This window comes from Acinetobacter sp. T_3_1 (genome assembly GCF_025377055.1).
GTDB lineage: Bacteria > Pseudomonadota > Gammaproteobacteria > Pseudomonadales > Moraxellaceae > Acinetobacter > Acinetobacter kookii.
The window spans coordinates 41,426-56,078 of sequence record NZ_JACHVD010000006.1 but is presented as its reverse complement, the minus strand read 5'-3'; the positions used below and the strand labels follow the sequence as shown (position 1 = coordinate 56,078).

The following is a 14,653-nucleotide window of genomic DNA, read 5'->3' as shown; positions in this document are numbered from 1 at the left end:
AGGTGTGGCGGATAAATAAACCGACCACGCCTCCCCACGGAGAGAGACATGGCAGAGCGCCTAAACAATGACTTTCAATTCCTGGATGTCCCACGCCAAGATCCAGAGAAAAAAGATCTAACTGTCCGCAAAGCAGAGTTTGTGGAAATTTATAAGCCTTTTACAGCGGAAATTGCGGCAAACCAGACGCATCGCTGTTTAGGTTGTGGTAACCCATATTGCGAATGGAAATGTCCGGTACATAACTACATTCCCAACTGGTTAAAGTTAATTGCTGAAGGTCGCATTTTCCAGGCAGCAGAACTTTGCCATCAGACCAATACCCTGCCGGAAGTGTGTGGTCGTGTTTGTCCGCAAGACCGTTTGTGTGAAGGAGCATGTACCCTGAACGACGGTTTTGGTGCAGTGACCATCGGGAATGCTGAAAAATACATTAATGATACCGCTTTTGCCTTGGGCTGGCGTCCGGACATGTCACACGTGAAGTGGACAGACAAAAAAGTTGCCATCATTGGTGCAGGTCCTGCGGGTCTGGGCTGTGCGGACATTCTGGTACGTAACGGTGTTAAACCGGTTGTCTTTGACAAGCGTCCTGAAATTGGCGGCTTGCTGACTTTTGGTATCCCTGAATTCAAGATGGAAAAAGACGTGATGAAACGTCGCCGTGAAATTTTCACCGGCATGGGCGTTGAATTCCGTTTAAATACTGAAATTGGTACTGATGTTACGATTGATCAGCTACTTGCAGAATACGATGCCGTGTTTATGGGTATGGGTACATACACGTACATGAAAGGCGGTTTCGCCGGTGAAGATCTGGACGGTGTCTATGATGCACTGGATTTCCTGATTGCCAATGTCAACCGTTGCCAAGGCTGGGAAAAAGATCCTGCTGAATACATCAGTGTCGAAGGCCAAAAAGTGATTGTACTGGGTGGTGGTGATACAGCGATGGACTGTAACCGTACTTCTATCCGTCAAGGTGCTGAATCCGTGATTTGTGCCTACCGCCGTGATGAAGAAAACATGCCGGGTTCTCGCCGTGAAGTGAAAAATGCACGCGAAGAAGGTGTGGAATTCCAGTTTAACCGTCAGCCAATCGAAATTGTCGGTGAAAACGGTAAAGTGACAGGTGTTAAATTTGTGACTACACAATTGGGTGAGCCTGATAGCCGTGGTCGTCGTAGCCCTGAACCTGTACCGGGTTCTGAAGAAATCTTGCCAGCTGACGCAGTTCTTCTAGCATTCGGTTTCCGTACCAGCCCTGCTGAATGGTTTAATGATGTGAAAATTAACCTGGATGGTTCAGGCCGTGTGGTTGCGCCGGAACAGCAAGAGTTTAAATTCCAGACTTCAAATCCGAAAATCTTTGCTGGTGGCGATATGGTGCGCGGTTCTGACCTGGTGGTGACTGCAATCTGGGAAGGTCGCCAGGCAGCTGAAGGTATCCTTGATTATCTGGATGTTTAATCTCTCATTAAACATTGATAAAAAACCCGCTTAGGCGGGTTTTTTATTGTCATGAAGTATTGCCTGAAATGATAAGTTTTGTGTACCTGCTGATAAATAAAGGATTTTAGGGGTAAATGAGCTGGAAAAATGGCTGATTTTGCAAATGAGCCAAGCATTTATGCCATATATGAAGCAGTAATTCCTGCACATACTGAGTGTCTGCATTTCAGCGAAGAGATATTCAGATGACTCAAGTGACGGCAGAAAAATCATATCAAAATCGTCCAAAGGCTGTCGGAATTACAGTGCGTAAACCGCAATTTACTCCGCAAGCCATTCGCAGGCATTATTTTGCCAATTCTCCCATCATGTCACATTTGCTGACAGCGTTATCTTCTACATTTCCCATCGGGGAGCAGTTTTTTGTACATAGCGTACGGAATGTCCGCGATCGCGTAAAAGATGAAAAACTTCAGGCCCAAATCGCTGCCTTTATTGGACAGGAGGCCATGCATTCCAAAGCGCATGCAGCGTTTAATGATGCCTGGCGTCGGGATGATTATAATCTGGATCGTTTTCAGGCTTGGCTTGCACGTAAAGATAGTTATATCAAAGGGCTGCATCCTAAAATCCAGCTGGCAATTACCTGTGCCTTTGAGCATTTTACCGCTTTGCTGGGCGGATATATTTTGCGACATCCTGAAATTCTGGCAAGTTCAGATGAAGATACAATCAAACTCTGGGTCTGGCATGCCATTGAAGAAATTGAACATCGTGCTGTCGCCTTTGATGTTTATCAGCATGTGTATGGGGATGATAAAGTGCGACGTATGATTATGCGCAGTGTGACCACAGGCTTTGCCAGCTTGACTTTCTATTCGGCCACACGGTTATTTTGGCAGGATAAGAAAAAAAGTTTGCCTAAAGTCACGGGTAATCTTTTGGGAATTTATTTAATTGGGAAAATGTTTGTCCAGTTATTGCCTGAATATCTATCCTATTTTAAAGCCGATTTTCATCCTTCTGAAATTGACTATAGCGAGATCGTCAATATGTGGAAGCAGCGATTGGCGACTGAATATCTCCATCCAGAATTTCAAAAAGAGCTATCAACAGGTGCTTATAGCTGATTGAAATGATGCTTGATTCAGCCCGACGCATGATCGGGCTTTTTTTATTTTATTCAAGAAAAATTGAAATTTATCTTGAATAAATAAATTAAACAAAACTACAGCCAAATATGTTTACAATAAAAATATTTAAACAAATACAAATAAATAATAGAGGAATAGCACAATGAATTTTATCAAAAAAACCGCAGCGACAGTGGTGCTGGCAAGCACGCTAAGCTTAACCGGCTGTGGCTATAATACTTTACAGGTGAAGGATGAAGCTGTAACGGCTTCCTGGGCTGAAGTGCAGAATCAGTATCAACGCCGTGCAGATTTGGTACCCAATCTGGTGAATGTGGTAAAAGGTTATGCCAAGCATGAAGAACAGGTTTTAACAGAAGTCACTCAGGCACGTGCCAATGTTGCAGGACTAAAAGTGGATAAACAAGTGCTGGAAGATCCGGCTTTATTCCAGAAATATCAGGAAGCACAGGCACAGATGACCAGTGCATTGTCGCGTTTAATTGCGGTATCTGAAAATTATCCGGACTTAAAGGCGAATGAGCAGTTCCGTGATTTACAAGTACAGTTGGAAGGGACTGAAAACCGCATTGCAGTGGCACGTAACCGTTATATTGCCTCGGTTCAAGACTTTAATGCCTATTCACGCCAGTTCCCGCAAGTTATGACGGCTAAAGTGATTGGCATGAATCCAAAACCGAATTTCAGTGCTGAACAGGGTGCACAAACAGCGCCGAAGGTAACATTTGATTAATCGGGTGGCTATATAGAAAAGGATGCGCTTATGTCTGCTCCAGAAAAGAAAAGCTCTCTTGCGATTGTTTTGCAACTGCTGGTTTTGTGGTGTGCAATATTGTCCAGTTCATTCGCTTTAAGTGCAGATGCAGCAGCCACGGATAATGAAGATGCCGTCATTGCAGGGAAGATCATTCAGGAGCAACAACAAACCCAGCAACAGCCGTCAGCACAGCCAGAAGTAAAACAGCCGCACATTGCCAATGATATGGCAGAAGGCGAGTCTATCCGTGGACTGCCGACTTTAAATGAGCCGGTTGTGGATCAGGCCAATTTACTTAGTGCGGGTGAAAAGCAGGAGATCAGCCAACGGATTCTCAAGCTGCATGAACAAGGCAAGGCGCAAATTGGTGTGGTGATTGTTCCGACCACCGGTCAGGAAGATATTTTTGATTTTGCCATGCGGGTGGCCGAAAAATGGCAACTTGGCTCTGCAAAACAGGATAATGGTCTACTCATGGCGATTGCGGTGAATGACCGGCGCATCCAGATTTTAACCGGCTATGGTCTGGAAGGCGTGCTGCCTGATATTGTGGTAAGCCGAATTATTCGTAATCAAATCACCCCTTATTTTAAACAGGCCCAATATGCCCAAGGCATTGATGCTGGACTTGCGGAGATTGAACGTATTTTAAATATGGACCCTGAGGTTGCAGCAAATGCAGCCCAGGAGTTGAAAGAACGGCAAGAAAAAGCCTTGCATGAACAGCAGGCAAAACAGAAAACCTTGAGTACCGCCTTATTTATTTTAATTGCGGGGATTGTTGGTTCATTTATTGTGGGTAAGCCTCTCAGTGCTTCTACAGCAGCTGTTGCGGGTACGGTGGCTGGACTGGTCAATGGGGCTGGCTTAGTTACCAGTTTGTTGATTGGAGTAGGCATCTTTTTTTTACTCATCACTGCAATTGCACAAACCATTTTTCAGCTTGTACTTTCATCTGCCGGTCGTGGAGGGGGCAGAGGAGGAGGCGGTTTCGGTGGCGGTGGATTTAGTGGCGGCGGTGGCGGCTTTGGTGGAGGAGGAGCATCAGGATCATGGTAACAACAACAGATACGACAGAGATTGTCACCCAACCTAAAACAGAAGAAGTAAATCAACCCAGTTTTAAACGTTGGTTAAAGCATTTTTTATATATGCCTGCAACCAAACGCTATTTTTCCAAACAGGACCAGGTAGCGATTGCCCAGGCGGTCGCCGAGGCCGAGCATGATCATGTCGGAGAAATCCAGGTCGTGATAGAAGGTCATCTTCCTGTAAATCAGGCTTATTTTCAAAATACCCGCATGCGTGCGCGTCAGTTGTTTGCAGAACTTGGAGTGTGGGATACGGAATATAATAGTGGTGTACTGCTTTACATCAATTTATGTGAAAGAAAAGTTGAAATTGTAATTGATCGGGGGCTAAAAACCGCCACTCAGCAAATAATCTGGGATGAAATCTGTAAAAATATGATTGCTCAGTTGGCTCAGGAACAGTTTAAGTTGGCTGTCATAACAGGGGTGATGAACATCGGTGAAGTGCTTAGTCAATTTTATGCTCAATCCATGCAAGAGCAAAATAATGAATTAGGGAATAATCCCATTATTTTGGGCTAGAAAACAGGTGGATTAGTGACACAAAGTGTCACTTTTTTACTAAAAAAAACATTAAAACTACGTTGTAACAATTTTATTTTTTTAAAGTGCTGTTTTTTCTGTCAATTTTATTATAATCAGTTTTGGCACAGTTAGTGCTAACTATAAATTAGCTTACAAAGCTTATAAATAAACAAAAACATTTGTGGAGAATGTTATGAAATCTATGCAAAAGGGTTTTACTCTTATTGAATTAATGATCGTTGTAGCGATTATCGGTATTTTGGCTGCAATTGCGATTCCTGCTTATCAAAACTATACGAAACGTTCACATGTTTCTGAAGGTTTGAGTTTGGCTTCTGGAGCAAAAGCTGCCGTAACAGAATTCTATTCTTCTAATGGTCGTTGGCCTGGTACTAATGCTTCAGCTGGTTTAGCTTCTGCAAACAGTATTGCTGGTAATGCAGTAACTTCTGTAACAGTAAGTGGTAGTAATATTCTTGTTCGTTTCAATGATAAAGTTGCAAACGGAACGGGTGTTGCATTACAAGGTACTAATACTCCAGGTGGTGTAACTTGGAAATGTCAAACTACTGGTGTAACTACACCAGTAGATACTAAGTATTTACCATCCAACTGCCGTTAATGCATAATTGAGAGGAGGCATCTCTATAGGTGCTTCCTCTTTTTTATAAAAAATTTATATGAAACTATTTTTTAAAAAATATAATATCTATATATTTTTAATTTTAATTCTAGTAATAACTTTTTTTATTTATTACCCTGGTTTAATGGGTGATTATGTTTTTGATGATTCAGCGAATATTTTAGAAAATAAGAAATTAGAAATAACCACTCTGGATTGGAATAGTCTAAAATCTGCTTTTTGGTCTGGGGGAGCAGGACCATTAGGTCGCCCTGTAAGTATGCTGTCTTTTGCAATTAATTATTATTTTACTGGCTTTGAACCTTTTTATTTTAAATTTACTAATTTAATTATTCATCTAGTAAATGGTATTTTAGTATATTTTTTGAGCTTGCTTATATTTAAAAGACTAAATATTAACCAAAAAATAAGAAATACTGTAATTCCATACTTAGCCTTAACTGTAAGTGCAATCTGGCTGGTACATCCACTTAATTTGACTAGTACTTTGTATGTTGTGCAACGTATGACTAGTTTATCAGCATTATTTGGCTTTTTATTCCTCCTTATCTATTGTTATTGGCGAAGTCATCAGTGTAAAAATGGATTTAATAGAATAGGAGTATTTTTAGGTTTATTTGTTTCATTTCTGGCTTCGATTTTAAGCAAAGAGTCTGGCTTTTTATTCCTCGGTTTACTCTATTGGATAGAATTACTAATTTTTCAAGGAAAAGATTTATATCAAAAAGATATTTTCATTGTTCGATTTAAATTAATAACCCTATTATGGATTGGGCTCGTTATATGTCTATTAGGGATAGTTTATATTGCATTACCTTATATATCTAGTCTGCCAGCTGGAAACAGAGATTTTAATACGATTGAACGATTATTGACAGAATCGAGAGTTGTATTTTTTTATTTAAAAATGATTTTTTTCCCCTTATTGTCTGATTTAAGCTTATATCATGATGATTTTGAAATTTCTAAATCCCTTACTCAGCCGATAACTACACTTTCTTCTATAGTAGGGTTGTTGACGATCTCGGTTCTCAGTTTACTTTGTGTTAAAAAATATCCTCTAGTGCTGTTTGCATGGGGGTGGTATTTAATTAGCCAATTGATGGAATCGACTTTTATTAGTCTTGAGTTGGTTCATGAACATCGCAATTATTTTGGAACTATTGGTTTTATTATTTTAATCACTTATAGCATTATTAAAATAAAAAATAAAAAAATTGAGGCTTTCATTATATTAATTGGGGTAGTTTATATAATCAATTTAGCCTTGATTACGTGGCAACGTGCAATAATTTGGTCAAATTTGGTCGATCATGCTGCATATGAGGTTACTATGCATCAGAAATCTGATCGTGCTAATTATCAAATGGCGCGTATTTATATGAAATTAATGACCGATGTGCCATCTGAGCGGAAAAAGTATGCTCAACAGGCTTATTATTATTTACAACAATCTAAAGAAAGCTATTTGCCTTCTAACGGGGCATGGTTTGGTGAACTTCATTTAGCCTCAGAGATGAAATGGACAATATCGTCTAAGACGGTTGAAGAATTAAAAGAACGTCTAGCTCATCATTCCTTTGCAAATAATAATATTGGTTTTTTGAGTGCATTTTCTGATTGTCAAATCAAGGGCTTTTGTAAGGTTCCACATGATCAAGCTGTAATGATAATAGCTGCAGGTATTGATAATCCGAATGTAAATAATGATGTACGGTCTGAACTTTATAAACTTCTTGCAAATTATTTTGTTTCGGTGATCGCTGATTATACAAAAGGTGAAGAGTTTATGAGTGAAGCATTAAAATTGAAAAATGATGTCAATGGGCGTCTTGTCTTTGCTCAAATTTTTCGCTTGCAAAATAAATTTAATCTAGCTTTAGAGCAGCTTGAACAAGCTAAAGCCTTGGATAGGGCTAATGTATGGTATAAAGAAATTGCTTTCGAATATCATGAACTTAATACAGCAAAAACTGCATATAAGGAACGACATTGAAAATTAGTGTAGTGTTACCTGCAAAGAATGAGTCTGGGGCTATAGAATCTACAATTAAGGAAATTGTAGATTTGAAATTAATCGATGAGATCATAGTGGTTAATGATGGTTCTAATGATGCAACAGCTGAATTGGCAGAAAATGTAGGGGCTAAAGTAGTCACTCATCCTTATTCTAAGGGTAATGGTGCTGCTATTAAAACGGGTGCTCGTACTGCAACAGGTGACATTATTGTCTTTATGGATGCTGATGGGCAGCATGACCCAAATGATATACCTCGGCTTTTAGAAAAAATTAATGAAGGTTATGATCTCGTAGTTGGTGCTAGACAGAAAGGTTCACAGGCAAGTATTGGTCGTGGCATTGCTAATGGTTTATATAATAATTTAGCAAGTTATATGACAGAACATAAAGTAGAAGACTTAACTTCCGGTTTTCGTGCTGTTCGTGCAGAAAAATTTAGAGAATTTTTATATCTTCTGCCAAATGGGTTTTCATATCCTACTACTAGTACGATGGCATTTTTCAGAGCTGGTTATTCTGTTACGTATACGCCAATTCATGCCGCCAGGCGTATTGGTAAAAGCCATATTAAGCCTATTAAAGATGGAATGCGTTTTTTTATTATCATTTTTAAAATTGCGACTTTATTTTCTCCATTAAAAATGTTTATACCAATTGCAGTAATACTTTTTTTGATAGCGACAGGGTGGTATGGCTATACGTTATGGGATGCAGGTCGTTTTACCAATATGAGTGCACTACTTTATACAGGAAGTATTATGATTTTTTTAATGGGTTTAATTTCAGAGCAAATTACAGCTTTGATGTATAAAGATAGTGAATGAAATTATATGTTACATATAGTTTCTCGTTTATGGAAAGCTTTAACTCATTTAGAAAAAAGAAAATTTATTATTGTTCTTATGTTAACAATATTAATGGCTTTTTTAGAAACATTAGGTGTAATTTCAATTATGCCTTTTTTAGCTGTTCTATCTAGTCCAAGTATTGTGGATAATGACCCGAGGATTCATTATTTTTATCAAATTCTAAATTCATCTTCATACACTAACTTTATAATCAAGTTGGGTGTATGTTCTATGGCTCTGATTAGTTTTTCTGCTGTTTTTAAGGTTATTCACTTTTATGGAATAAGTCGTTTTGCCAGTTTACAGCGGCATTATTTATCAACAAGATTACTTTCTATTTATTTAAAACAAGATTATGAGTTTTTTATTCAAAAAAACAGCTCAGAATTAACAAAAAATATTCTTTCTCAAATAGATCAACTTGTTGATAATATTATTCAACCTATAATGACTATAATATCTTATGGATTAGTTATTTGTGCCATGATTATGTTGATATTCATGCATAACCCATATATAGCAGTTACTGCATTTTTTTTGTTTTTAATGGTATATGTTTTAATTTACTTTGGTGTGAGAAAATTTTTAAGTCAAATTGGTCAGGAATTTCATTATGCTAATAGTGAACGCTATAAAGCTTGTAATGAAGTCTTGGGTGGTATCAAGGATGTTAAAATTAATCATGCAGATCAAGGGTATTTAATACATTTCCAGGAGCAATCTCGAATTTTTGCAAGACATTTGGCAGCCAATCAAACCGTGGGAAATATTCCCTTATTGTTGGTTGAAGCAATGGGGTATTGTGCAATTATAGGCTTAGCAATAGGCCTAGTACTAAATAAGCAAAATATTTCTACAATATTGCCATCATTAGGCTTATTTGGTTTTGCTGCATATAGGATGTTGCCCGCAGCACAAAATATTTATCGTGCAATATCAAGTATGCGTTTTTCTTTAGATTCAGCCAATAAAATATTAGATGATTTGTATTTACCTACTCAATTAGATCCAAAGCAGGCTCATCCACAATTAAGCTTTAAGCATCAAATTGAGCTACGAGATGTAAGCTATGCCTATCCAGGTGACCCAGATAAAAACATATTAGAGCATTTTAGTCTTGTTATTCCATGTAAAAGTAGTGTTGGAATTGTTGGAAAAAGTGGCTCGGGTAAAAGCACACTGATGGATATATTACTTGGGCTTTTAGAGCCACGGCAGGGTGAGTTATTGGTAGATGGTGTTCTTATTAATAAAACCAATGTGCATTCGTGGCAAAATTTGGTTGGCTATATTCCACAATTTATTTACTTAGCAGATGATACAGTCGCTCAAAATATTGCATTTGGTGTTCCAAAAGATAATATTGATATGAATGCTGTTATAAAAGCAGCAAAAGCAGCCCAAATTCATGAGTTTATCGTGAATAATTTAAAGGATGGTTATAATACTTTTGTAGGTGAGCATGGAGTTATGCTTTCTGGTGGTCAGCGTCAACGTATAGGGATTGCTCGGGCTTTATATAAGCAACCACAAGTTTTATTTATGGATGAAGCAACAAGTGCTTTAGATATAGAAACTGAACAGGCAGTGAATGAGGCAATTCAGAATCTTAATGGTCAAATTACTTTAGTAATCATAGCTCATAGAGAAAGTGCTGTTGAAAAATGTGACTATTTACTTGATCTTTCAAAGTATTAATCTTTATTGTTTACGGAGCTTTAAATGAGGTTTTTAATTACTGGAGGAGCAGGTTTTATTGGCTCAGCTTTAATACGGTTCATTCTAAAACAAACTGATCATTATGTATTAAATATTGATAAATTAACTTATGCGGGTAATTTGGAGTCATTAAAAGAAATAGAACAACATCCAAGATACCAGTTTAGAAGAATTGATATCTGTAATTCAGCAGAAATTTTGCAAGCAATTAAAGAATTTAAACCTGATGTAATTATGCATTTGGCAGCAGAATCCCATGTAGATCGTTCAATTGATGGTCCAGCAGAGTTTATTCAGACCAATATAGTCGGTACTTATACATTGTTAGAAGCTACACGACTTTATTGGAAAGAGCTTAATAGTGAACTTCAGGAAAGGTTTCGTTTTCATCATATTTCAACTGATGAAGTATATGGAGATTTAGAGGATACGAATCATCTTTTTACAGAAATGACTCCTTATGCTCCAAGTTCTCCATATTCTGCATCTAAAGCAAGTTCGGACCATTTAATACGCGCTTGGCATCGAACATATGGACTACCTACTATTATTACCAATTGTTCTAATAACTATGGTCCATATCACTTCCCTGAAAAATTAATTCCATTAATGATTTTGAATGCATTAGAGGCAAAGCCCTTACCTGTATATGGTAATGGTGAGCAAGTTCGAGATTGGTTATTTGTGGAAGACCATGCACGTGCTTTATACAAGGTGGCAACCGAGGGGAAAGTGGGTGAAACCTATAATATTGGTGGCAATAATGAAAAGAAAAATATTGAAGTTGTAGATACTATCTGCAAAATTTTAGATTTGTTAAGGCCACAATCTAACGGACAATCCTATAAAAAACTTATTACTTTTGTAAAAGATCGTCCTGGGCATGATTTACGTTACGCTATTGATGCAACGAAAATAAAAAATGAGTTGGGATGGTCACCAGTTGAAACTTTTGAAACAGGCATTCAAAAAACAATAGAGTGGTATTTAAATCATTTAGATTGGTGTCAACGAGTGCAAGATGGTCGTTACCAACGGGAAAGATTAGGAATAAATAAGAATGTCTAATACAACAAAAGGTATTGTTTTAGCGGGTGGGTCGGGGACTCGTTTATATCCTATAACGAAGGGTGTGTCTAAACAGCTATTACCTATTTATGATAAACCTATGGTTTACTACCCAATTTCAGTATTAATGCTCGCAGGAATACGTGAAATATTAATTATTAGTACGCCTGAAGATATTGGTGGATTTAAGCGTTTGTTAGGTGATGGTGCGCAGTTTGGTATTCAATTGAGCTATGCAGTTCAAGCCAGCCCTGATGGTTTAGCTCAAGCTTTTATTATTGGCGAAGAGTTTATTGGTAAAAGCAATGTTTGTTTAGTACTTGGAGACAATATTTTTTATGGTCAAGGTTTTACTCCAATGGTACGGAAAGCTGTGAGCCGTAAAACTGGAGCAACCGTTTTTGGTTATCAAGTCAAAGATCCAGAACGCTTTGGCGTGGTGGAGTTTGATGAAAATAAACGTGCAATTTCTTTAGAAGAGAAACCAAAGCAACCTAAATCCAATTTTGCTGTAACAGGTTTGTATTTTTATGATAATGATGTAGTTGAAATTGCGAAAAAAGTGAAACCTTCTGAGCGTGGTGAAGTTGAAATTACAACTGTAAATCAAATGTATTTAGAGCGTGGTGATCTAAATGTAGAGTTATTAGGGCGTGGTTTTGCCTGGTTGGATACGGGAACGCACTCTAGTTTGTTGGAAGCGGCTCAATTTGTTGAAACGCTTGAGAAACGTCAGGGTTATAAGGTTGCATGTTTAGAGGAAATTGCACTAAATAATGGCTGGATGACTCAAGAACAGGTTTTAAGTATTGGGCAAAGTATGAATAAAAATGACTATGGGCAATATCTGATTTCATTGGTGACAGATCTACTATGAGTTTAATTCAATTAATCGATTTGCCGAATTTTGGAGATCAAAGAGGAGGATTGGTTGCAATTGAGTCAAATCAATCGATTCCCTTTGAAATTAAGCGTTTGTATTATATTTTCAATACTACGAATCAATCACGTGGCTTTCATGCACATATCAATTTAAAACAAGTTGCTATATGTCTAAAGGGTAGCTGCCGCTTTATTTTAGACAATGGGCATCTAAAAGATGAAATTATACTGACATCGCCAACACAAGGTTTAGTGATTAATTCTTTAATGTGGCGAGAAATACACGACTTTTCAGATGATTGTGTGTTACTTGTTTTGGCAAGTGATCATTATGATGAAAGTGACTATATACTTGATTATAAAGATTTTTTAAGGAGTATAAATAATGGTAGATAAGCAACTAAGAGGAAAAACTATTTATTTGCGCTTTGTAACTGAAAATGATGCGGAATTTATTTGTAATCTAAGGAATAATCCTACTTTAAATCAGTATATTTCAAAGTCTCCTGCTATTATTGAAGAGCAGGAAATATGGATCAAAGATTATAAAAAACGTGAGAAGATAGGGAAAGAATATTATTTCATAATTTGTAGAAGCGATAATGATCAATCTATTGGAACAGTCAGATTATATGACTTTACAATGAATCCTAAAAAATCGTTTTGTTGGGGAAGTTGGATTCTTAATGTAAATAAAACACGTTATGCAGCCATTGAAAGTGCGCTTTTAGTATATAAATTTGGATTTGAACAGCTTGGGTTTGAACAGTCACATTTTGATGTAAGAAAAGAAAATATTAGTGTACATAATTTTCATATTCGTTTAGGTGCTCAACTGATAGATTGTAATGATTTAGATAATTTTTATATATACCCTATTGATAAATATGAAGAAATATTGAATGATTATCAATATATTTTAGGTTAGTTTATGCAAATTTTAGATATAAATAGCATCCGAATAGGTGATAAAGCTGAGCTAAAAAGAGCATTTAGTTTGGATGACGTAGAAAAATTCTCCTTAATATCAGGAGATGTTAATCCTATTCATATGGATGCTGAATATGCTTCAAAGACCATGTTTGGGGATAGAATTGTTAATGGTGCTTTAGCATGTAGTATGTTTTCTACTATTTTTGCTAATATTCTACCCAGTCCCGACTGTATTTATGTGAAGACGCAGTATACGTTTTTTAAACCTATATATTTGAATCAATCTGTAGATTATGTCGTTGAAATAATTAATGTCAACTATGAAAAGAGACGAGTTAAATTTGAGATCGGTGCTCTGGTTGATGATAAAAAGTGCATAGCTGGCACTGCAGAATTATATATATCGAATGAGTAATCAGATGACGATCACTTTTCTTGATTTGAAAAAGCTTAATCAACAATACCGTCAAGAATTAATTGATGTGTGTACTCGAGTTATTGATTCAGGTTGGTATATTGGTGGTAAAGAGTTAGTAACATTTGAAAATAACTTTGCTCAATATTGTGGTACAAAGTATGCAGTAGGAGTAGCAAATGGTCTTGACGCTCTTAGTCTCACATTACGTGCATGGAAAGAGCTAGGTAAATTACAAGATGAGGATGAAGTTATCGTTCCATCAAATACTTATATTGCAAGTATTCTAGCAATTACTAAAAACAATTTAATTCCTGTATTGGTTGAGCCTAAGCTTAGCTCTTATAATATTGATCCATTAAAAATTCAACAGGCTATTACAGATAAAACGCGTGTGGTTTTAGCTGTTCATTTATATGGACAATTAGCGGATATGCCAAAAATTATGCAAATTGCAAAACAGCATAATCTATTAGTGTTAGAAGACTCAGCCCAAAGCCATGGTGCACAATTACAAGGGAAAAAGGCAGGTAATTGGGGGCATGCAGCAGGATTTAGTTTCTACCCTGGAAAAAACTTAGGTGCATTAGGTGACGCAGGTATTGTTACGACTAATGATGAAGAATTAGCACAAACTATTCGTGCATTAGGAAATTATGGCAGTTTCCGCAAGTATGAAAATCACTATAAAGGTGTAAATAGTCGTTTAGATGAAATTCAAGCTGCAATGTTGAATGTAAAGTTAAAGTATCTGGATCAAGAAATAGAGCGCCGTCGTGAAATTGCTGAACTTTATTTGGCGGGTATAAAGAACCCTTTAATTGAATTACCAGTTATTCACGGTAATGCAAATAAGTATCTGCCACATGTTTGGCACTTATTCGTTATCCGAAGCAAGAATCGTGATGTATTACAAAAATATTTATTAGATTATGGTATTCAAACTCTGATTCATTATCCAATTCCACCACATAAGCAGCAAGCATATAAAGAGTGGAAAAATTTGAGTTATCCAATATCTGAAAGAATACATGCTGAAGTGATAAGTTTACCGATAGATCCAGCACTGAGAGATGATCAAGTAAACTTTATTATTCAAATTTTAAATGAATTTAATTAGGTAATTTTGAATTTTATATGTTGAAT

Annotated in this window: 15 protein-coding genes; all 15 read left to right on the top strand. The window is 36.9% G+C overall.

The annotated features are described in order from the left end of the window. Positions 1-48 precede the first annotated feature (48 nt). The 15 genes from H4I94_RS08290 to H4I94_RS08215 all read left to right on the top strand — a co-directional run bounded on the left by H4I94_RS08290 (position 49) and on the right by H4I94_RS08215 (position 14,627). Positions 49-1,470 (top strand): FAD-dependent oxidoreductase, encoded by a 1,422-nt coding sequence (locus H4I94_RS08290; RefSeq protein ID WP_261182767.1) that lies wholly within the window; start codon positions 49-51, stop codon positions 1,468-1,470. A 227-nt stretch (positions 1,471-1,697) separates the two neighbouring features. Continuing rightward, positions 1,698-2,582: a metal-dependent hydrolase gene (locus H4I94_RS08285; protein ID WP_261182766.1), complete on the top strand. Its 885-nt coding sequence runs from the start codon at positions 1,698-1,700 to the stop codon at positions 2,580-2,582. Positions 2,583-2,748: 166 nt separating this feature from the next. Further along, positions 2,749-3,339, top strand: a complete 591-nt coding sequence (locus tag H4I94_RS08280; protein ID WP_092820197.1) for a LemA family protein — start codon at positions 2,749-2,751, stop codon at positions 3,337-3,339. A 30-nt stretch (positions 3,340-3,369) separates the two neighbouring features. After that, a complete protein-coding gene (locus tag H4I94_RS08275) occupies positions 3,370-4,422 on the top strand; it encodes a TPM domain-containing protein (protein WP_261182765.1) in 1,053 nt (350 codons plus the stop codon). Continuing rightward, positions 4,416-4,976, top strand: coding sequence for a TPM domain-containing protein (locus tag H4I94_RS08270; RefSeq protein WP_261182764.1), 561 nt, complete (start codon positions 4,416-4,418; stop codon positions 4,974-4,976). Before H4I94_RS08275 ends, H4I94_RS08270 begins: the two co-directional genes overlap by 7 nt. 205 nt (positions 4,977-5,181) lie before the next feature. Continuing rightward, the gene (locus tag H4I94_RS08260) at positions 5,182-5,601 is read left to right on the top strand and encodes a pilin (RefSeq protein ID WP_409976753.1); all 420 of its coding nucleotides are present in this window, start codon (positions 5,182-5,184) and stop codon (positions 5,599-5,601) included. 58 nt (positions 5,602-5,659) lie between these two features. Further along, positions 5,660-7,618 carry a hypothetical protein gene (locus tag H4I94_RS08255; RefSeq protein ID WP_261182763.1) on the top strand — a complete coding sequence of 653 codons (1,959 nt, stop codon included), beginning with the start codon at positions 5,660-5,662 and terminating at the stop codon, positions 7,616-7,618. After that, a complete protein-coding gene (locus H4I94_RS08250) occupies positions 7,615-8,466 on the top strand; it encodes a glycosyltransferase family 2 protein (RefSeq protein WP_261182762.1) in 852 nt (283 codons plus the stop codon). Before H4I94_RS08255 ends, H4I94_RS08250 begins: the two co-directional genes overlap by 4 nt. 6 nt (positions 8,467-8,472) lie before the next feature. Further along, on the top strand, positions 8,473-10,188 hold the full coding sequence (locus H4I94_RS08245) for an ABC transporter ATP-binding protein (protein ID WP_261182761.1): 1,716 nt from the start codon (positions 8,473-8,475) through the stop codon (positions 10,186-10,188). Between the two features lie 24 nt (positions 10,189-10,212). Then, positions 10,213-11,277: a dTDP-glucose 4,6-dehydratase gene (gene rfbB / locus H4I94_RS08240; RefSeq protein ID WP_261182760.1), complete on the top strand. Its 1,065-nt coding sequence runs from the start codon at positions 10,213-10,215 to the stop codon at positions 11,275-11,277. Beyond that, complete coding sequence (rfbA, locus tag H4I94_RS08235; RefSeq protein ID WP_261182759.1) at positions 11,270-12,154, top strand: glucose-1-phosphate thymidylyltransferase RfbA; 885 nt, start codon at positions 11,270-11,272, stop codon at positions 12,152-12,154. Before rfbB ends, rfbA begins: the two co-directional genes overlap by 8 nt. Further along, positions 12,151-12,555, top strand: coding sequence for a sugar 3,4-ketoisomerase (locus tag H4I94_RS08230; RefSeq protein ID WP_261182758.1), 405 nt, complete (start codon positions 12,151-12,153; stop codon positions 12,553-12,555). Before rfbA ends, H4I94_RS08230 begins: the two co-directional genes overlap by 4 nt. Then, positions 12,545-13,087, top strand: a complete 543-nt coding sequence (locus H4I94_RS08225) for a GNAT family N-acetyltransferase (RefSeq protein WP_261182757.1) — start codon at positions 12,545-12,547, stop codon at positions 13,085-13,087. The genes H4I94_RS08230 and H4I94_RS08225 overlap by 11 nt, the downstream gene beginning before the upstream one ends. Before the next feature lie 3 nt (positions 13,088-13,090). Then, the gene (locus H4I94_RS08220) at positions 13,091-13,507 is read left to right on the top strand and encodes a MaoC family dehydratase (RefSeq protein WP_261182756.1); all 417 of its coding nucleotides are present in this window, start codon (positions 13,091-13,093) and stop codon (positions 13,505-13,507) included. A 4-nt stretch (positions 13,508-13,511) separates the two neighbouring features. After that, the gene (locus H4I94_RS08215; protein WP_261182755.1) at positions 13,512-14,627 is read left to right on the top strand and encodes a DegT/DnrJ/EryC1/StrS family aminotransferase; all 1,116 of its coding nucleotides are present in this window, start codon (positions 13,512-13,514) and stop codon (positions 14,625-14,627) included. Positions 14,628-14,653: the final 26 nt, after the last annotated feature.

Bases quoted from the DNA above. Each gene is read 5' to 3' on its own strand.
- H4I94_RS08270 (WP_261182764.1), top strand. From the start codon at position 4,416: ATGGTAACAACAACAGATACGACAGAGATTGTCACCCAACCTAAAACA.
- H4I94_RS08215 (WP_261182755.1), top strand. From the start codon at position 13,512: ATGACGATCACTTTTCTTGATTTGAAAAAGCTTAATCAACAATACCGT.
- H4I94_RS08230 (WP_261182758.1), top strand. From the start codon at position 12,151: ATGAGTTTAATTCAATTAATCGATTTGCCGAATTTTGGAGATCAAAGA.
- rfbA (WP_261182759.1), top strand. From the start codon at position 11,270: ATGTCTAATACAACAAAAGGTATTGTTTTAGCGGGTGGGTCGGGGACT.
- H4I94_RS08280 (WP_092820197.1), top strand. From the start codon at position 2,749: ATGAATTTTATCAAAAAAACCGCAGCGACAGTGGTGCTGGCAAGCACG.
- H4I94_RS08245 (WP_261182761.1), top strand. From the start codon at position 8,473: ATGTTACATATAGTTTCTCGTTTATGGAAAGCTTTAACTCATTTAGAA.
- H4I94_RS08220 (WP_261182756.1), top strand. From the start codon at position 13,091: ATGCAAATTTTAGATATAAATAGCATCCGAATAGGTGATAAAGCTGAG.
- H4I94_RS08260 (WP_409976753.1), top strand. From the start codon at position 5,182: ATGCAAAAGGGTTTTACTCTTATTGAATTAATGATCGTTGTAGCGATT.
- rfbB (WP_261182760.1), top strand. From the start codon at position 10,213: ATGAGGTTTTTAATTACTGGAGGAGCAGGTTTTATTGGCTCAGCTTTA.
- H4I94_RS08275 (WP_261182765.1), top strand. From the start codon at position 3,370: ATGTCTGCTCCAGAAAAGAAAAGCTCTCTTGCGATTGTTTTGCAACTG.
- H4I94_RS08225 (WP_261182757.1), top strand. From the start codon at position 12,545: ATGGTAGATAAGCAACTAAGAGGAAAAACTATTTATTTGCGCTTTGTA.
- H4I94_RS08255 (WP_261182763.1), top strand. From the start codon at position 5,660: ATGAAACTATTTTTTAAAAAATATAATATCTATATATTTTTAATTTTA.
- H4I94_RS08290 (WP_261182767.1), top strand. From the start codon at position 49: ATGGCAGAGCGCCTAAACAATGACTTTCAATTCCTGGATGTCCCACGC.
- H4I94_RS08285 (WP_261182766.1), top strand. From the start codon at position 1,698: ATGACTCAAGTGACGGCAGAAAAATCATATCAAAATCGTCCAAAGGCT.